This window comes from Paraburkholderia largidicola (genome assembly GCF_013426895.1).
In the GTDB taxonomy this organism is placed as follows: Bacteria; Pseudomonadota; Gammaproteobacteria; order Burkholderiales; family Burkholderiaceae; genus Paraburkholderia; species Paraburkholderia largidicola.
Genome location: NZ_AP023175.1, coordinates 973,373 through 990,988, shown reverse-complemented (window position 1 = coordinate 990,988; position 17,616 = coordinate 973,373). Strand labels below are relative to the sequence as shown.

The window sequence follows — 17,616 nt, the reverse complement described above, 5'->3', positions numbered from 1 at the left end:
GATGACCACTATCCGGTCAGACGGCCACCGAGCCGTCAGTCAACAACCCAAGGTTTGAGGATTCAAGCAATGAACAAGCACATCATCGCCGCCGCTCTGGCAGGTCTGTTCTCGATCGCCGCATTCGCGCAGGCATCGGCTCCCGCAGCAACGGAAGAAGCGCCCGCAGCAGCATCGGCACCCGCTGCCAAGCATCATGCCAGGAAGCATCACGCGAAGAAGCACGCGCACAAGAAGGCAGCGCCCGCCAAGGCAGCCAGCGATGAAGCAGCATCGGCAGCACAGTAAGGCTTAGCGCTCCGCGCTGATGTCGAAGGAGGAAGCGCGGTTGTGAACCGCCTTCCTCTTTTTTGCTTCAACGGGCCGTGTTGCGCTGATCGGCAAACGGACCCAGCGCCGCGGCAAAACGGCGTGCGCATGACAGACCAAATGCAGTCGGACGCATGCCCCGGTCGTGCGCGACATCGAAACCCATGCGCCACGCCGCGATCCGTTTGCCGTAGCAGGTCAACGCATCGAGCGATTGCATCACGAAGACGATGGACGGCAGAATACGTTCGTAAAGCGCTTGCGCGTTGGTCTGATCGCCGGCTATGAAAGCGCTGTGAATCGCGGCTTGCCAGTCGAACGAATCAGGCGCGACGATCAGCCCCGCGCAACCGGCGCGCAGATTGTCGATCAGTTCCTGGCCTCCGCGCCCATTGAACACAGGGAACGGACTACCACGCTCGCGCAGCCGTTCGATCGTCGAATGAATGATCGTGGCCGGCCCTTCGCCCTTGAGCCACTGAAACTGCCCGCATTGCGCGGCGAGCGTGACAAGCGATTCAACCGACAACCCGACGCCCAGATATTCGGGCGCATTCTGGATGCCGACCGGCACGCGCACGCGCTGCATGACTTCGGCGAAAAAATCGAAGTAGAACGATTCGGGCTTGTCGCGAACGGATGGCGGTTGCAGGATCAGCGACGACGCGCCGTGGTCCGCTGCGTAATCCGCCAATGCGAGTTGCGCATCGGCAGTGTCGCCCGTGATCGTGACGGCGAACGGCACGCGTCCGGCGATGTGCGCGCCCGTCCATTCGATAAAGCGCTGCTTCTCGTCGAGCGTCAAACGGTTCACTTCCGTCGCAAGACCGAGAATCACGATGCCGCTTGCGCCCGCATCGATCGTCGCGTCGATCTGTGTGTCGATCGCTCGCCGGTCGAGCACATTGTTCGCGTCGAAGTAGGCGTAGAGCACGGGCCACATGCCGCGTGGCGAGAACGGGGCGGGGCGCGTCATGATCAATGCGAATCGCGCGGCACGTGGGCGCCGCTCGCGCCCACCAGGAAGTCGAGATCGGCGCCCTGATCGGCCTGCAACACATGCTCGACATAGAGCCGGTAATAGCCGCGCGCCGGCAGTTCTGGCGCACGCCATGCGGCGCGGCGCCGTTCCAGTTCTTCGTCGGATACGTCCAGATGCAGGCGCCGCGCGGCGACGTCGAGTTCGATCATGTCGCCCGTCTGCACGAGCGCGAGCGGGCCGCCTGCCGCCGCTTCGGGCGAGACGTGCAGCACGACGGCGCCATAGGCCGTGCCGCTCATGCGGCCATCGGAGATGCGCACCATGTCGGTAATGCCTTTTTGCAGGACCTTTTTCGGCAGCGGCATGTTGCCGACCTCGGCGAAACCGGGATAGCCCTTTGGCCCCGCGCCCTTGAGCACCATCACGCAATGCTCGTCGATATCGAGCGATTCGTCGTCGACCTTCGCGTGCAGTTCTTCGACGTTCTCGAACACGACGGCACGCCCGCGATGCTTCAACAGCGAAGCCGTCGCCGCCGAGGGCTTGATGACGGCGCCATTCGGCGCGAGATTGCCGCGCAGCACGGCGATGCCCGCGTGCGGCTTGAACGGCTCGGCGAAAGTCGTGATCACCTTCTGATCGTAGTTGGGCGCATCGCAGACGTTGTCCCAGATGGTTTTGCCGTTGACGGTCAGCGCATCGCGATGCAGCAGCCCCTGCTCGCCGAGTTGCTTCAACACGGCAGGCAGGCCGCCTGCGTAGTAGAAATCTTCCATCAGGTACTCGCCCGATGGCTGCAGGTTGACGAGGCACGGCACATCCGAGCCGAGTTCCCAGTCGTCGAGCGCGAGATCGACGCCGATGCGCCGCGCGAGCGCGATCAGATGCACGACGGCATTCGTCGATCCGCCGATCGCGGCGTTCGTGCGGATCGCGTTTTCGAAGGCCTGGCGCGTGAGGATCTTGTCCATCGTCACATCGTCGCGGACCATCTCGACGATGCGCCGGCCAGCGAGATGCGCAAGCACCTGGCGGCGCGCATCGACAGCGGGAATCGCCGCGTTGTGCGGCAGACCGATGCCGAGCGATTCGACCATCGACGCCATCGTCGATGCCGTACCCATCGTCATGCAATGACCGCGCGAGCGGTTCATGCACGATTCGGCATCGATGAACTCCTGCTGGCTCATCGTGCCCGCGCGCACTTCCTCGGACATCTGCCATACGCCCGTACCCGAACCGATCGTGCGGCCGCGGAAGCGGCCATTGAGCATCGGGCCGCCCGACACGGCGAGCGCGGGCAGATTGCATGACGCCGCGCCCATCAGGAGCGCCGGCGTAGTCTTGTCGCAGCCGACGAGCAGGATCACGCCGTCGAGCGGATTGCCGCGTATCGACTCCTCGACATCCATCGAAGCCAGATTGCGAAACAGCATCGCCGTGGGCCGCAGGTTCGATTCGCCGAGCGACATCACGGGGAATTCGAGCGGCAGGCCACCCGCTTCACGCACGCCGCGTTTCACGTACTCGGCGAGTTCGCGAAAGTGAGCGTTGCAGGGCGTCAGCTCCGACCACGTATTGCAAATGCCGACGACAGGACGGCCGTCGAATTCATCGTGCGGAATGCCCTGGTTTTTCATCCACGAACGATGGATGAAGCCGTCCTTGTCGTTGCGGCCGAACCAGCTTTGCGAGCGGAGTTTGCGCATGGGGTCTCCTGTTTTGGCTTCGTTCTTCGTGCGTCCGTTGTCGATCAGCTTAGCCCATTCGTCGCATGAGATGGCGTTCGTTGCAAGGGCTGCGAAGGGCGCGACGCATTGCGGTTGCAGCGCAACAGAAGCGATGAAAGGCAGCGTTTGCGCCGCAGGGCAGGGAGAACCCTTGACGGGGCATGTCGCTACGCGCCGCAAATGCGTCATTCCGCGGACGCCGACCTTCCAATAAGCGACACGCGCGACCACTCATCACGCATTGCAACATCCTCGCGAATCCTTGCTGCACAAGGGTTACACGCATCCGCTAACGTCCGTTCGTTTTTCATCGTGTCGCATTTCCGCAAGCGTCTGTCGCAATTAGTCGGCTAGTCGGGGTTTTTTCTGGCAACTATGTAGTCACACATGTGCAGGCCGGCGCCTGCACCACGAGGAGATGGACTCAATGAAATCCCCAAAGGTCGTGGTCGAAGGATTATGTAAGGTATTCGGGCCTAACCCGAAGTTGGCGCAGGACATGCTCTCGCGAGGCGCGTCGAAGGACGAAGTATTCGCCAAGACGGGGCACGTGGTCGGCGTCCACAACGTCTCCTTCGACGTGCAGGAAGGCGAGATTTTCGTGCTGATGGGCCTGTCGGGTTCCGGCAAGTCCACGCTGATCCGTCTCATCAATCGGCTGGTCGAACCGACGGCCGGGAAGGTGATCATCGATGGCCGCGATGTTGCCGCCATCAAGCGCTCGGAGCTGACCTCGCTGCGTCGCACCGACATGAGCATGGTGTTCCAGTCGTTCGCGCTGATGCCGCAACGCACGGTGCTGTCGAATGCGGCGTTCGGCCTCGAAGTCGGCGGCATGGGACGCAAGCAACGTGAGAAGCGCGCGCTCGAAGTGCTCGAACAGGTGGGCCTCGCGACCTTCGCCGGCAAGCTGCCGTCGGAATTGTCGGGCGGCATGCAGCAGCGCGTCGGTCTCGCGCGTGCGCTGGCGGTGAACCCCTCGCTGATGATCATGGATGAAGCGTTCTCCGCGCTCGACCCGCTCAAGCGCAAGGAAATGCAGAACGTGCTGCTGGAATTGCAGAAGAACCAGCAGCGCACGATCCTGTTCGTGTCCCACGATCTGGAAGAGGCGCTGCGCATCGGCACGCGCATCGCGATCATGGAAGGGGGGCGAGTCGTGCAGATCGGCACGCCGCAGGACATCATCGCGAACCCGGCGGACGACTACGTGCGCGCGTTCTTCGAAGGCGTCGATACGAGCCGCTATCTGACGGCGGGTGATCTGATGCAGGCGAACGGCGTGCCGCTGGTGCGCAATCTGGATCAGTCCAGCGTTGCCGAGTCGCTCAACGGCAGCGCGGAATACGCGTTCGTGCTGGATGCCGAGCGCCGTATCCGCGGCTTCGTCACACGCGATGCGATCGGCAATGCGTCGCCGTCGCTGAACAAGGTCGAATGCATTTCGCGCGGCGCGCCGCTCGAACATGTCGTGTCGCGCGTGTGCGCGAGCACGACGGCTCTGCCCGTGGTCGACGACGAAGACCGCTATTGCGGTTCCGTCGATCAGGCCGCGGTCCTCAAGGTGATTACGCGCAACAGAGGTGGTGCCCATGTCTGAGATGATTCCACTCGGCCGTTGGGTCGACCAGTCCGTTCACTATCTGCTCGATCACGACGCGAGCACCTTCGATTCGATCGGCAAGGCAATCGAGAGCTTCGCCGCGCTGATCGAGCATGGCTTGCAGGCCATTCCGATGTGGGCGCTGATGGCGTTCTTCATCGGCATCGGCCTGTGGCGCGTGGGCTGGCGTTTTGCAATTTTCGCCACGGCTTCGCTACTGCTGATTTACGCAACCGGCTTCTGGGACCAGACGGTCATCACGCTGGGCCTCACGCTGTCGTCGACGTTGATCAGTCTCGTGTTCGGCATTCCGCTCGGCATCTGGACCGCGAAGAACAAGCATGTGCAGATGATCGTGCGCCCGATTCTCGACCTGATGCAGACGATGCCCGCATTCGTCTACCTGATTCCCGCGGCGATGCTGTTCGGTCTTGGCCGCGTGCCGGGGATTCTCTCTACCGTGATCTTCGCGATGCCGCCTGCCGTGCGTCTGACGAGTCTCGGCATCAGGCATGTGAACCGCGAGATCGTCGAAGCGGGGCAGGCATTCGGTTGCACGCCGTGGCAGTTGCTGTACAAGGTGCAATTCCCGAACGCCTTGCCGTCGATTATGCAGGGCGTGAACCAGACCATCATGATGGCGCTGTCGATGGTGATCATCGCGTCGATGGTGGGCGCGGGCGGTCTCGGCAACGATGTGCTCGCGAGTATTCAGCGGCTCGATATCGGGCTGGGTTTCGAAAGCGGTCTTTCCGTCGTGTTGCTGGCGATCATTCTGGACCGTATCACCGAGAGCTTTGGCCGCTCGCCTGGCTCGGCCACTGCGCCGCGCTTCGCAGGCCTGCGCAACGTGATGCGCGTGCGCCGCGAACAGCCGGCCGTCGCGCAAAGCTAAGTCTTTGTCGTATTCGATCAAGCGCTGACTTTCTGGCGCGTCTGCAATAGAACCAATAGTGGTCGTCCCGCGAGAGCCTTCGGGCTTTCGCGGTGGCCAAACACATTCTTCTTTGTGCATCACGGAGCGCGACGTGACGTCTATCAGGGCTGAAACGCCGTTGTCGAATCTTGCGCATGTGGGCTTTCTGACTTTGCCCAGTTTTTCGATGATCGCGTTCACGAGCGCGGTCGAAGTGCTGCGCATGGCGAATTACGTTTCGCGCGCGCAGCACTATCGCTGGTCTGTGATTACGACCGACGGCGTGCCCGTGCGGGCGAGCAATGGCCTGACGGTCAAGCCGACGCGCACGCTCGAAGAGGCGGGCATGCCGGATGTGCTGATCGTGTGCGGCGGCACGCAGATACGCAATGCCGTCGATACCAACGTGAAGACACTGCTCGCGGATGCCGCATCGCAGGGCGTGCCGTTGGGCGGCGTTTGCACGGGCGCTTATGCGTTGATGGCGGCGGGGCTGCTCGACGGTTATCGCTGTTCGGTGCATTGGGAAGACCTGTCGGCGCTGCACAAGGAATATCCGCATGTGCAATTCGCCGACGAGCTGTTCGTGATCGATCGCGATCGCCTGACCTGCACGGGCGGCACGGCGCCGCTCGATCTGATGCTCGATCTGGTCAGTTCCCGCTTCGGGCAGACCCTTGCGGCGCAAGTGTCCGAGCAGTTCATTCTCGAGCGCATCCGCAGCGCGAGCGATCCGCAGCCGATTCCCGTCGATGCGCGCGTCGGTTTCTCGCGTGCCGAACTGATCGAAGTGGTGCGGCTGATGGAAGCGAATATCGAAGAGCCTTTGTCGCTCGAAGAACTCGCGCGGCTCGTGCAATTGTCGCAACGCCATTTACAGCGCATGTTCAAGGTTTATCTGAGTGTGTCGCCGACGCATTACTACCTGTCGCTGCGTTTGCGGCGCGCGCGCGATCTGCTGCGCACGACGGACGCATCGATTGCGCGCGTGACGACCGTGTGCGGATTTCATTCACCGTGTCATTTCAGCAAGGCTTATCGCGCGCAGTTCGGTCATGCGCCGAGCGTCGAGCGCCGCCACGCGAGCTAGGCCGTCGAGCGGCAAGCAAAATTATTCCGAGGAGAATCTGATGAAACGCAAGCTGATGATGGCGGCCGCGCTGTGCGCGACGGCTGCCGGGACCGCGCACGCCGCCGATCCCGCCGTGTGCCGCAACGTCCGTTTCGCCGATGTCGGCTGGACCGATATTGCCGCGACGACGGGCCTCGCATCGACGATCTTCCAGGGGCTCGGCTACAACCCGACGAAGACGATTGCTTCAGTGCCGATTACGTTCGCAGGCATCAAGAGCAAGCAGATCGACGTGTTTCTCGGCTATTGGGCACCGACGATGGACCCGATCATCCAGCCGTTCGTGAAGGCCGGCACGATCAAGGTGCTGGCGACGCCGAACCTGACGGGCGCGAAATATACGCTTGCTGTGCCGGATTATGTGTACAACGGCGGGCTGAAGAACTTCAGCGATATTGCAAAGTATGCGGACAAGCTTGATGGGAAGGTTTATGGCATCGAGCCCGGTAATGACGGCAACGCGTTGATCAAGAAGATGATCGACGGCAATCAGTTCGGGCTTGGCAAGTTCAAGCTGGTGGAGTCGAGCGAGGCGGGGATGCTGGTCGAGGTGAACCGTGCGGTTCGTGACAAGAAGTGGATCGTGTTTCTGGGCTGGGAGCCGCATCCCATGAATGTGCAGATGAAGATCGATTATCTGTCTGGTGGGGATGATGTGTTCGGGCCTAACTATGGCGAGGCGAAGGTGTTTACGGCGACGCCGCCCGATTACGCTGCGCGTTGCCCGAATGCGGCGAAGTTTGTTTCTAATCTGCAGTTCACGACGGCTATCGAGAATCATGTGATGGTGCCTATCATGAACAAGGAAGATGCAAATAAGGCTGCGCTGGCCTGGTTGAAGGCTAATCCTCAGGCTTTGGATAAGTGGCTGGCGGGAGTGCAGACGATTGATGGTAAAGATGGTCTGCCGGCTGTTAAGGCTTATATTGCGGCGCATTGAGGGCGGGTTTTTTTGTTTGCGAGGCTGTTCGGGTTTTTTGGGGGGCTTTGCGCTGGCATCCGCGTGATGTTATTGGTTCGCAAGCGTTGCCCCTGTGCGGGGCGGCACCTACTTTTCTTTGCCGCCGCAAAGAAAAGTAGGCAAAAGAAAGCGGCTCACACCGCCAGCCCGTGTCCCTATCCACGGGCCCCCAACGTCCCCGCGCTTCACACGGCAACGTCCTTGTTTGCGAGCGTTGCCAGCGCTTCGAACAGATGCCTCACCCGCTCCAGACACCTGCACAAGGGCCAGCGGCAGCGAATTATATGCGCCGCCCAGGTGGCAAACTGTGTGTAGGTTTTCGCGTCGCATAACCTGGCGCTCCTACAGGGTGGAACGCATGCGCTATCGGTCCGAAGTGAGGCGGGTGGAGTACTTCGGCCTACACACTGTTTACCACCTGGGCGGCGGTGGACTATCTTGTGCGGCATGCGGTAATTCGGGCGCGCGAAGCGGGTGAGGCGTACAGAGAGAACGTTGGCAACGCACGCGAACACGCGCGTTGCCGTGTGAAGCGTAAGACCCTTTTGGGGCCCTCAGGCGAACACAAGAACTGGCGGTGTGAGCCGCTTTCTTTTGCCTACTTTTCTTTGCGGCGGCAAAGAAAAGTAGGTGCCGCCCCGCACAGGGGCAACGCTTGAAGCACGTAGGCATAGCGCGGATGCCAGTGAAAACAAAAAAAACACCAAACGGCAACGCCTGAGCAAAAGCCAACCACCGTCGCAGACAAAAAACGCCCGTCAGGCCCGGATCGAAAACCCCTGCATATAAGCCAGATCAGCCTTCCCATCCCAAACCCGCCCATCAACGAGCACCGCCGACGGCGAATCGGCACACACGCTCACACCAACATTAGCAGCAGCCTCGCAATAGAGCTCAACCTGATTAACCTCACTCGCAATGCGTGCAAAATCATCCCGCCACTCAGCCATCCCCCACCGCGCGTACTGCGCAAAAAACCAAACCCCCTCCGCGGGATGCGGATAATTCACGACACCGTCTGCAAAAAACTTCACAGCCCGTCGCTTCTCATCAGAACCCGCAGCAATCAACCGTGGCGCAATCAACCCGGCGGGCACGCCAACAAACTCATCCGCAGCGAGCCGACGCGAAATCTCCACCCGATGCACATCATCATCGAGCCATCGACACGCCTCAAGCATCGTCTGCACGAGCGCCCGCGCAGTATTCGGATACCGCGTCACAAAATCGCGCCGACTCGCCAGCACCTTCTCGGGATGATCGGGCCACACCTCGCTCGAATACGCAATCGTTCTGCCAACACCGCGCTCCTGCGCAACAGCATTCCACGGCTCTCCAACACACAGCCCATCGAGCCGGTCCTGCGCGAGCGCATCGACCATCTGCGGCGGGGGAATCACCACGCCCTCGATATCGCGCAAAGGATGCACACCCTGCGAAGCGAGCCAGTAATACAGCCACATCGCATGCGTGCCCGTCGGGAAAGTCTGCGCGAACACGGGCTTGCGGCCGAGCGTCGCGAGCGCGGCGGGCAGCGTCTTGTGCTCGTCGAGCGCAGCGGCGAGACGGTTCGACACGGTGATCGCCTGGCCATTGCGGTTCAGCACCATCAGCACGGCCATATCCGTTTGCGGACCGCCGATGCCGAGCTGCACGCCATACACGAGGCCGTAAAGCGAATGCGCGGCGTCGAGATCGCCCGACAACAGCTTGTCGCGTATCGCAGCCCACGATGGCTGCTTCAGCAGTTCGATCGTCAGTCCGTGCGCATGGCCGAATTCGAGCAGCTTCGCGGCCACCAGCGGCGCGGCATCGCTGAGTGCGACGAACCCGAGGCGCAAGTGCGTCTTCTCGAGCTTGCCGGATGGGTCGGAGGATGAGGTGTAGGCAGGTGAGTTCATGAGCGGCGCATCAATCTGGCAAGTCGGCTGCGGCGACGATCTGGCGCGCGACTTCGGCGAGCTTCACGCCCTGGTTCATCGCGCGCTTGCGCATCGTCGCGTAGGCGGCATGTTCGGTCATCTTTTGCGAATCCATCAGCATGCGCTTCGCGCGGTCGATCAGCTTGCGCTCGGCCAGTTCGTTCTCGGCCTGCGCGAGCCGCTCGCGCAGTTGCGATTCCTGCGCGAAGCGCGCCAGCGCCACTTCGAGAATCGGCGCGAGGCGTTCCGTCGCCAGACCTTCGACGAGATACGCCGTCACGCCCGCGCCGACGGCATCGCGTATCAGTTGCTGGTTCGCGTCGTTGCTGAACATCAGCACCGGGCGCGGCGCGGTCGCGTTCATCACGGCGAGCTGTTCGAGCGTATCGCGCGAAGGCGATTCCGTGTCGACGATGATCACGTCGGGCCGTTCGCTTTCGACAGCTTTGTGCAGCGCTTGCGGCGAGGCCGTGGCGGCGAGCATGTAGTAGCCGAGCCGCGCAAGCGTATCGCGCAACTCGCCGATGGGCTTGTCGGTATCGGTTACGAGCAAAACACGCAGCATGGATTGCCCGGTATGGAGTAGGGGGAGTTACGCAGCTTCATTCGTTGGATTGCGGGTTCTGCATGACGCTTCGCGCCGGGTGACGGCAGCAGTCGCGTTCTGCCGTGACCCGCGCGGAGGCGTGCAGTATTACTGCAACTTGTGTGCCATCGAATGGGAATCGCCCTGACGTTTGCTGCGCACAGCTTCGAGCCCTCAAGGCGGCATGCCGCCGGTGCACCGCGACAGTGCGTGCCCGAATATGCTGCACCTGTTTGGCGCGAAGAAGTGACTGCAGCGCCGGCAGTGAACGGTCGGCTTGCGCGAAGCGTTTTACCGCGTGCCGGGCCAGCGCGCGTAACTGCGCGGCGAGAAAGCGAAGGTCAACGCGATCATCGCGGCGATGCAAGCCGCGAGCATGATCCACGCGGCCGTGAAGCTGCCCGTCAGATCGCGCAAACGTCCCGCGACGATGGGCGAAATCGCCGCCACGATGAAACCGACGCCCTGCACGAATGCAACGAGCCTTCCAGCGAGGCGATGATCGTCGGCATGATCGAGTGCCGTGACGAGCGTCAGCGAAAATGTCCCGCCGAGTCCCGCGCCTGCAATCCCGACCCACGCGAGCGGCAGCGCATCCGGCAACGCGAGCAGTCCGACGATCCCGATGAGTTGCGCGGACAGCCCTGCGACGAGCCATGGCCGGCGGTCGCGGAACGACGCTGCCGCGAGCGGCAGCAGCAACGCCGAAGCCGCCTGGAAGACGGTCATCGCCGCGAGCAGCGAGCCGCTGTGCGCGACGCTCGCGCCGCGCTGCTGGTAATACGCGGGCAGCCACGCAACCAGCGTCGTGTAGCCGCCATTGACGAGACCGAAGTGCAGACCCAACGCCCACGCGCGCCGCTTCTTCCAGATCGCCACATGCGGGTGCGCCGGGCTCGCGGCAACGTGCGCTGCGGCTCTTCCATCGAAAGCCGATGCGCGGCGTTGCAGCGCGAGCCAGCACACACACGCGAGCGCCGCAGGCACGGCCCACATCGCGAGGCCCGCGTGCCACGAACCGGATGCTTTCGCGACATAGGGGCTAAGGCTCGCGCCGAGCCCGCCGCCGCCCATGATCGACGCGGAGAACAGGCCCATCGCAAGCGGCACGCGTGCATGAAAGCGCTGCTTCATCACACCCGGCAGCAGCGCCTGAATGACGGCCACGCCGATGCCCGCCACGAGCGCCGTCGTCAGCAACGCCGTGCCGCTCGACGCGGCCAGACGCGCGCTGCACGCAACGGCTATCGCCAGCAGCCCCAGCGCGACGCCGCGCGTTTCGCCGACCGCGCGTGTCAGCAAGCCCGCGCCGAACGCGCCGATTCCCATCGCGACGACGGGCAAGCTCGTCAGCAGCGAAGCGCCCGAGAAACTGAGGCCCGTGGCCGCGCGGATCGTCGCCATCAATGGGCTCACGGACGTCAGCAGCGGCCGCAGATTGATGCCGATCGCGACGATGACTGAGAGCCAGAGCCCGTCCTGCCATGACAGGGCCGAGGTCGTCGTGCGACGCGAAATGCGCGGGGTATCGATGCCGGGAGTCTGGTTCACGGGGTATCCTGCGGATGAGTCGAATGCGTTTGGTTAACCATAATATCGTAAAATGGTTAACCATTCGGTGCCGATCCGCTATCGCCGGTATTTGGCGGATAGTGTCGACGCTTCATGCGTGCAAGGCCGCGCGCCGCTAAAATACGGCCGCCGCCGCAACCTTCCCAATCGCACAACATGGCCACACGCCCGAACACACCGCCGCCTGCCGCGGATGAAGACAACGTCGAGGACCGCATCTACGCATCGATCACCACGGCGCTGCTCGAAGGCCGACTGCGGCCGGGCGCGCAACTCGTCGAGCGCGATCTCGCGGCCGCGTTCAACTGCACGCGCGGCGCGCTGCGCAAGGTGCTGGCGCGGCTCGGCTTCGAAGGCAAGCTGGTGCTGGAAGCGAATCGCGGCGCGTTCGTGCCGGCGCCGTCGGAAGAGGATGTGCGGCAGGTCTACCGCGCGCGGCAGATCGTCGAGGCGGGGATCGTCACCGCGCTATGCGGCGCGCTGTCGTCACAGGACCGGCGGGTGCTGAAGGCGCATATCGCCGGCGAAAAAAAGGCGCTGAAGGAAGGGCGTGTCGATGAGCAGGTGCGGCTCGCGGGGCACTTTCATGTGCTGCTGACGCAGATTGCGGGGAGCGCGGAATTGCAGGGTTTCGTCGCGCAACTCGTCGCGAAGACGGAACTGTACAAGGCGCTTTACGATCCGTCGAAGGGCACGACATGCTCCGCCGACGAACACGCGCAACTCATCGAGGCTCTGTATGGGGGAGACTTGAACGCGGCGCTCGGAGCGATGCGCGCGCATCTCGCGGAACTGGAAGAACGCGTCGTGACGCGTATGCAGTCCAGTGCGAGTGACGATCCGCGTACGGTCTTTCGCGGATGAGTCGATCGGCATGCATTGCACATGCCGCATCTTTTGCTGTGATCGACGACTGCCCGGTACGTCGATTCACGATTGCGTCGCGCCGGTTTCGAGCGCGGGACGCTTCAGTGGTTTGCCGCTACGTTAGCGGCGGCGCATCGGTGCGCTACGCGGGCCGCTGCTGCGTTCGTCCTTGTGACGGAAGTTGATGCGGCCTTTGGTCAGGTCATAGACCGACAGTTCCAGCGTGACGCGGTCGCCCGCGAGGATACGGATGTGATTCTTGCGCATGCGTCCCGACGCGTACGCGCCCACGACCACGCCGTTATCCAGCGTGACGCGGTAGCGGCTATCGGGCAGCACTTCGTCGACGATGCCGTCCAGTTCAAGCAGTTCTTCTTTCGCCATGCATTACTCCTGGTCGATGAGGGAAGGGTGCCGCGCGCGGCGCGCAGCTTAACTTGCGCGGCAGCACGAAGGCTGCCGCGGCGATGCGGTGAGACAGTGATACGCGCCTTTTGCGGCGCGCGTGTGATCAGAGATCGGAAACGGTCTGTCCGTCGATCCGGCCATCGATCACTTGTGCTGCATGTTCCATGCAGGCCATGCGTGCCTTGCCCGCGCCTTCGAACGGCCGGAAATACGACAGGCGGAACACGCGGCCGTCGGCAGCGGCGTTCGCGCCGACACGGCAGATGCGAACCGACGCGTCGTAGCCGCTGTCGATCGAATTGCGGTGCGCCACGCCGTTCGCCGTGCGGCGCGGATAGATCAGCGGATGAATCTCGTAGCCCTTGTAGGTCTTGATGCTTTGAGTCGTCATATACAAAGTCCTGTGATACGGCTGCCGGCGCGCGTCACTGCAACGTGCAGGCGCGGCGAATAGGCAGCGGGCGGCGCAGCGCCATCGGGCGCGCCGCAATGGAAAAAGTCTCGCGCGAGCCGTATGCGCTGGCTCGAACGCAACCGCGATCAACGCGGAACGGATGGAGAAAAATACGCTGATGCCGCGCGGGCAACGAACGTAGCGAATGTCACCCCGTCGGGTTCAGGCGTGCAGCGCGTGGCCGGAGTGACGGATACCGCCGGGTTGCCGCTGCATGATGTTGCGCGATAACGGGACGGCTGGGATGCAATGCAATCAGTGCAACGCGGCGAAGACGAGAAGACGTTGACGCGTTACGGTGAAGAAGTTGACGGGTGATGCGGGCAGAGCGCTGCGTTAAATATATTATGCCCTAAAAACAGGGCTTTGGGTAGCAGAAACTTTCCCTTGACCGCTTTCGTGGAGCATGCCCGTCTGGCGCGCGGCGGCTGCGCGCGCCCGCTCCGCTTGCTCAGTCCGTGGTCTGCGTCAGGCGTTTTTGCAGTTCGCGGCTGGCCGCGAGCGGTATGCGCGCGTCGTCCCACTTCGCGAGCCATTCGACTTCCTTCGACGTGAAAACCTGGCCGTGATTGCGCAGCGCGTACTGCAGCGAATCGATGATGTGATTGCGGATGATCTCGGGCGTGCGTGCATCGTCGAGCACGGTACGAAACGCTTCGAGCGTAGCCATCGGTTGCCTCTTTTCGGTGAACGCTAGTGAAAGATCTGACTCTTGAGTCTTACCTTTTATCGCACATCAAAAAGCGCGGTGCCATGCGGTCAAAATTCACGTCGCTTCCTATCCGTGTGCCGTGCTGGGTATGCGCTTTGCGACGCGCAGAAGGCTTGACGTGGCTCGCCATTCCAGACGATTCCAGACGACACGAGGTTCTCCATGACACTCAGAACGATCGCGCCGCTCGCGCTATGGACCGTCGCCCAGCTGGCGATCGCAGCATCGGCCGATGCATCCTGCGGCGTACTGTCTGGCGCAGGTGGCGGCGCGGAGGCGTCGGGCGCATCGAGCGTGTCGGCGGCAAGCGGCTTCGCGTTGCGCGACGGCGAGCCCGTCGATTTCATCGCGGGCGGCAAGACGGTGCGCGGCACGCTCCATGTGCTGAAGGATGGCGGCGTCTATCGCGCGTACTGGCAGCCGCAAGGCCGCCCCGAGCGCTACGTGCTCGCGAATGCGGGTACGGATGCCGTGCGCCTGATCGCGACGCCGGCCCAAGGCACGCCCGCCACCGACGGCATGCCGGGCACGACCCTCAATCCGCAGCAGGTGCTGTCGTGTCCGACGCTGTGAGCGCCCGTGGGCGTCGGCGGGTGTCTCAGGCGCGATGCTCGGGCGCAGGCCACCACGCCCAGCCGCGCTCGTTGCGTTGCAGTTCGACGACGGAAAGGGGCGGAACCTCGATGCGCGCGAATGTCGCGGACGGCGCTTGCAGCACATGCATGAGCGCCGCGCGGATCACGCTCGCATGCGTGACGGCGATGACCGTGCCGTGATGCTGGAACGCGTCGAGCCAGCCGCCGACGCGCAAGTTCAGCGCATCGAACGATTCGCCCCCATGCGGCGCGGATGACGGATCGCGCGTCCACGTATCGAGCGCGTCTGTTTCCTCATTGGCCACGTCGAGCAGACGGCGGCCACGCCAGCGGCCGAAATCGGCATCGGCGAGATCCGGCACGGTCTTCGCCACGAGCCCGAGCGCCTGCGCCGTTTCCCGCGCGCACGCAGCGGGGCTGCTGAGCGCCACATCGGCGTTCAACAATCCGGCGTGCGATGCGCGAAACGCCGTGGCTTCTTCGACCGCGCGCGCATCGAGGGGGTCGTCTGCGGGAAACGTGCCCTTGCGCTGCGCGGCTGTCGCCGGGTGGCTGATCAACAACAGGCGTGTTTGCATCGACGGCCCTGGGTTGGGGAAATGGGAAGAAAGAGGAGAGCGTTCCGCAGTTTAGCCGTAGAATAGTTGCCACTCGAAGCGCGGAAGCCGGTGCAAGCCCGGCGCGGTCGCGCCACTGTAATCGGCAGTCAATGCGTACACAAACATGCTGTACACAAGCCGGAAGCCAGACCCAAGCTTCGACTTCCCTCATCATTCGACTATCGGGGCGCGTATCCCCCAGGAGATGTCCGTCATGAACGACGCCGTTATCGACCACGCCCGTCAGGCCGATCAACCCGCCATCACCCCCATTCCGCTGCGCGAACTGCTGCCGTGGGTCGTCTTCGGCGGCCTGCTGATGCTGCTTGCGCTGTATTTCGTCGGCGCCGAACAGGGCGCGACATCGCTGTTTTCCGGCATGTACGTGCATGAGTTCGTGCACGACGGCCGCCACCTGCTCGGCTTTCCTTGCCACTGATCGCGTAAGGGAGTCATCACCATGGTTGGCAAGTTGTTGATGCGAGGGATGCTCGCAGGCATCGTCGCGGGTCTGCTCACGTTCGCGTTCGCGCGGGTCGCAGGCGAGCCGCTCGTCGATACGGCGATCTCGTTCGAAGAAAAGATGCAAGCCGCGCACGATCACGGCGACGCGAGCGGCGGTCACGATCACGAAGAAGAACTCGTGAGCCGCGGCACGCAGGCGGGCCTCGGACTGCTGACGGGCGTCGTCGCGTATGGGATGGCGTTCGGCGGGCTGTTCTCGCTGACCTTCGCGTATCTGCACGGACGCGTCGGCCGGCTCAGCGCGCGCGCGTTGTCCGCGTGGCTCGCCGTGGGCGCCTACGTCGCCGTCGTGCTGGTGCCGACCATCAAGTACCCGGCGAATCCGCCTTCCGTCGGCGACCCGGATACGATCGGCATGCGCACCGGGCTGTTCTTTCTGATGATCGTCACGTCGCTCGTCGTGTCGGTGTTCGCGATGAAAGTCCGCAAGCATCTGGTGCCGCGCCTCGGGCTGTGGAACGCGTCGATCGTGGGCGGGATCGTGTTCGTCGCGATCATCGCCGCGATCCAGATCGCGCTGCCGACGGTCAACGAAGTGCCTGATGCGTTCCCGGCCGTCGTGCTGTGGAAGTTCCGCTTCACTGCGCTCGGCATGCAGGCAATCATGTGGGCGACGATCGGCCTGCTGTTCGGCGCGCTGGTCGAGCGCAGCGAACGCATCGCGCGCGCGTCGGCTGCGGCGGCGCGCAACTCGGCTTATCTGTAACGCTGCTTTCCCGCGCCTGCACCCGAATGGGCAGGCGCGCGGCTCGCTTCTTCATCTCGTGCGGTTCGCCGCTTCCCGGCAATGTCCAGAAACCGCGCCAGGCACGGATTGCGGTTCGACGGCGACCAGACGAGCATCTGCGAAATCGTCGGCGCGCCGGCGAGCGGCCTGAACACGACGCCCGCCAGTTGCGCCTTGCGCATCGACTCCGGCACCAGCGCGATTCCCACGCCTTCGTTCACGAGACTCAACACCGTCTGCTGCAACTGCACTTCGAACCGTACATCGGGCGCGAAGCCGCCTTGCGCGCAATGATCGACGATGGTCGCGCGCAGGCTCGGCGACACGGCTTCCGACGCCATCACGAACGGCTCGTGCGCGAGCTGGGCGATCGACAGTTGACGCGCATCGGCGAGCGGATGCGCGCGCGACAGCGCGACGCATAGCGGCTCGGTGAAGATCGCGCGGGTGTCGAGGTCCTTGCTTTGCGCGCCCGGAAACATGATCGCAGCGTCGATCTGCCCGCTCAGCACCTGCGAGGCCAGATCGTTCGATACGACCTCGCGCAGGTTCAGCGTCACGTCGGGCCAGGCGTCGCCGTACGCGCGCGCATAGGCGGGCAGCACGCTGTAAGCGGCGCACATCGTGAAGCCGATGGTCAAGTGGCCGCTGTCGCCGACGGATGCCGCGCGCGCATTTTTCGCCGCCTGCTCGATCGACGCGAGAATCGCCTTCGCATCCTCATAGAAACGTTCGCCCGCTGCCGTGAGCGCGACGCTGCGCGGACTGCGCTCGATCAGCGTGACGCCGAGCGATGCTTCGAGCGCGGCCAGTTGCCGGCTCAGTGGCGGCTGCGACAGGTTCAGCCGCGCGGCCGCGCGCCCGAAATGGCGCGTTTCGGCGAGCGCGACGAAATAGCGAAGCGGCTTGACGTCGAGCATGATGCGAAAAAGGTATCGTCACAGGTTTGATTCGGCATTGGATTGTATAGGTGTAAACGCTTACCCTTGCGCGTTTCTGTCCTCCTTCTCTTCGT

General features: G+C 63.2%; 18 protein-coding genes and 1 pseudogene. 9 read left to right on the top strand and 10 right to left on the bottom strand.

Going from position 1 to position 17,616, the window contains the following annotated elements; all coding sequences use genetic code 11:
• Positions 1-69: 69 nt before the first annotated feature.
• Positions 70-288: a hypothetical protein gene (locus PPGU16_RS21035; RefSeq protein WP_180724692.1), complete on the top strand. Its 219-nt coding sequence runs from the start codon at positions 70-72 to the stop codon at positions 286-288.
• 67 nt (positions 289-355) lie between these two features.
• On the opposite strand, the gene PPGU16_RS21030 is transcribed toward PPGU16_RS21035, so the two are convergent.
• Together PPGU16_RS21030 and PPGU16_RS21025 are read right to left on the bottom strand one after the other, a co-directional pair.
• Positions 356-1,285, bottom strand: a complete 930-nt coding sequence (locus PPGU16_RS21030; RefSeq protein ID WP_243460650.1) for a dihydrodipicolinate synthase family protein — start codon at positions 1,283-1,285, stop codon at positions 356-358.
• 2 nt (positions 1,286-1,287) lie between these two features.
• Positions 1,288-3,000: an IlvD/Edd family dehydratase gene (locus PPGU16_RS21025; RefSeq protein WP_180724691.1), complete on the bottom strand. Its 1,713-nt coding sequence runs from the start codon at positions 2,998-3,000 to the stop codon at positions 1,288-1,290.
• A gap of 331 nt (positions 3,001-3,331) precedes the next feature.
• Between PPGU16_RS21025 and PPGU16_RS21020 the strand changes: the two are divergent.
• The 4 genes and pseudogenes from PPGU16_RS21020 to PPGU16_RS21005 form a co-directional block, all read left to right on the top strand.
• Positions 3,332-4,621, top strand: a pseudogene (locus PPGU16_RS21020) (quaternary amine ABC transporter ATP-binding protein); the annotation flags it as partial.
• On the top strand, positions 4,614-5,519 hold the full coding sequence (gene choW, locus PPGU16_RS21015) for a choline ABC transporter permease subunit (RefSeq protein ID WP_180724689.1): 906 nt from the start codon (positions 4,614-4,616) through the stop codon (positions 5,517-5,519). The pseudogene PPGU16_RS21020 and the gene choW, both read left to right, overlap by 8 nt.
• Before the next feature lie 133 nt (positions 5,520-5,652).
• Positions 5,653-6,630, top strand: a complete 978-nt coding sequence (locus tag PPGU16_RS21010; protein WP_238270705.1) for a GlxA family transcriptional regulator — start codon at positions 5,653-5,655, stop codon at positions 6,628-6,630.
• A gap of 40 nt (positions 6,631-6,670) precedes the next feature.
• Complete coding sequence (locus tag PPGU16_RS21005) at positions 6,671-7,612, top strand: choline ABC transporter substrate-binding protein (RefSeq protein ID WP_180724687.1); 942 nt, start codon at positions 6,671-6,673, stop codon at positions 7,610-7,612.
• A 779-nt stretch (positions 7,613-8,391) separates the two neighbouring features.
• On the opposite strand, the gene PPGU16_RS21000 is transcribed toward PPGU16_RS21005, so the two are convergent.
• The 3 genes from PPGU16_RS21000 to PPGU16_RS20990 all read right to left on the bottom strand — a co-directional run bounded on the left by PPGU16_RS21000 (position 8,392) and on the right by PPGU16_RS20990 (position 11,692).
• Positions 8,392-9,534 carry a CmpA/NrtA family ABC transporter substrate-binding protein gene (locus PPGU16_RS21000; RefSeq protein WP_180724686.1) on the bottom strand — a complete coding sequence of 381 codons (1,143 nt, stop codon included), beginning with the start codon at positions 9,532-9,534 and terminating at the stop codon, positions 8,392-8,394.
• A 10-nt stretch (positions 9,535-9,544) separates the two neighbouring features.
• Positions 9,545-10,120 (bottom strand): ANTAR domain-containing response regulator, encoded by a 576-nt coding sequence (locus PPGU16_RS20995; RefSeq protein ID WP_180724685.1) that lies wholly within the window; start codon positions 10,118-10,120, stop codon positions 9,545-9,547.
• A 312-nt stretch (positions 10,121-10,432) separates the two neighbouring features.
• A complete protein-coding gene (locus tag PPGU16_RS20990) occupies positions 10,433-11,692 on the bottom strand; it encodes a cyanate transporter (RefSeq protein WP_180724684.1) in 1,260 nt (419 codons plus the stop codon).
• 177 nt (positions 11,693-11,869) lie between these two features.
• Between PPGU16_RS20990 and PPGU16_RS20985 the strand changes: the two genes are divergently transcribed.
• Positions 11,870-12,577 carry a GntR family transcriptional regulator gene (locus tag PPGU16_RS20985; protein ID WP_180724683.1) on the top strand — a complete coding sequence of 236 codons (708 nt, stop codon included), beginning with the start codon at positions 11,870-11,872 and terminating at the stop codon, positions 12,575-12,577.
• Between the two features lie 123 nt (positions 12,578-12,700).
• On the opposite strand, the gene infA is transcribed toward PPGU16_RS20985, so the two are convergent.
• From infA to PPGU16_RS20970, 3 genes are all read right to left on the bottom strand, one after another.
• Positions 12,701-12,964, bottom strand: a complete 264-nt coding sequence (gene infA / locus PPGU16_RS20980) for a translation initiation factor IF-1 (RefSeq protein WP_007743365.1) — start codon at positions 12,962-12,964, stop codon at positions 12,701-12,703.
• Positions 12,965-13,091: 127 nt separating this feature from the next.
• On the bottom strand, positions 13,092-13,379 hold the full coding sequence (locus PPGU16_RS20975; RefSeq protein WP_180724682.1) for a hypothetical protein: 288 nt from the start codon (positions 13,377-13,379) through the stop codon (positions 13,092-13,094).
• A 514-nt stretch (positions 13,380-13,893) separates the two neighbouring features.
• Positions 13,894-14,112, bottom strand: a complete 219-nt coding sequence (locus PPGU16_RS20970) for a hypothetical protein (RefSeq protein ID WP_007743363.1) — start codon at positions 14,110-14,112, stop codon at positions 13,894-13,896.
• A 204-nt stretch (positions 14,113-14,316) separates the two neighbouring features.
• On the opposite strand from PPGU16_RS20970, the gene PPGU16_RS20965 reads away from it, so the two are divergent.
• Entirely contained in the window at positions 14,317-14,727 is a 411-nt protein-coding gene (locus PPGU16_RS20965; protein ID WP_180724681.1) for a hypothetical protein, read from the top strand.
• Between the two features lie 25 nt (positions 14,728-14,752).
• Here the strand turns inward: PPGU16_RS20965 and PPGU16_RS20960 are convergent, their stop codons facing one another.
• Positions 14,753-15,328, bottom strand: coding sequence for a histidine phosphatase family protein (locus tag PPGU16_RS20960; protein WP_180724680.1), 576 nt, complete (start codon positions 15,326-15,328; stop codon positions 14,753-14,755).
• Positions 15,329-15,563: 235 nt separating this feature from the next.
• Between PPGU16_RS20960 and PPGU16_RS20955 the strand changes: the two genes are divergently transcribed.
• Both PPGU16_RS20955 and PPGU16_RS20950 read left to right on the top strand, forming a co-directional pair.
• A complete protein-coding gene (locus PPGU16_RS20955; protein WP_180724679.1) occupies positions 15,564-15,788 on the top strand; it encodes a CbtB domain-containing protein in 225 nt (74 codons plus the stop codon).
• 21 nt (positions 15,789-15,809) lie between these two features.
• Positions 15,810-16,580, top strand: coding sequence for a CbtA family protein (locus PPGU16_RS20950; protein ID WP_180724678.1), 771 nt, complete (start codon positions 15,810-15,812; stop codon positions 16,578-16,580).
• Here the strand turns inward: PPGU16_RS20950 and PPGU16_RS20945 are convergent.
• Positions 16,571-17,521, bottom strand: a complete 951-nt coding sequence (locus tag PPGU16_RS20945; protein WP_180724677.1) for a LysR family transcriptional regulator — start codon at positions 17,519-17,521, stop codon at positions 16,571-16,573. The two genes, PPGU16_RS20950 and PPGU16_RS20945, sit on opposite strands and share 10 nt — an antisense overlap.
• Positions 17,522-17,616: the final 95 nt, after the last annotated feature.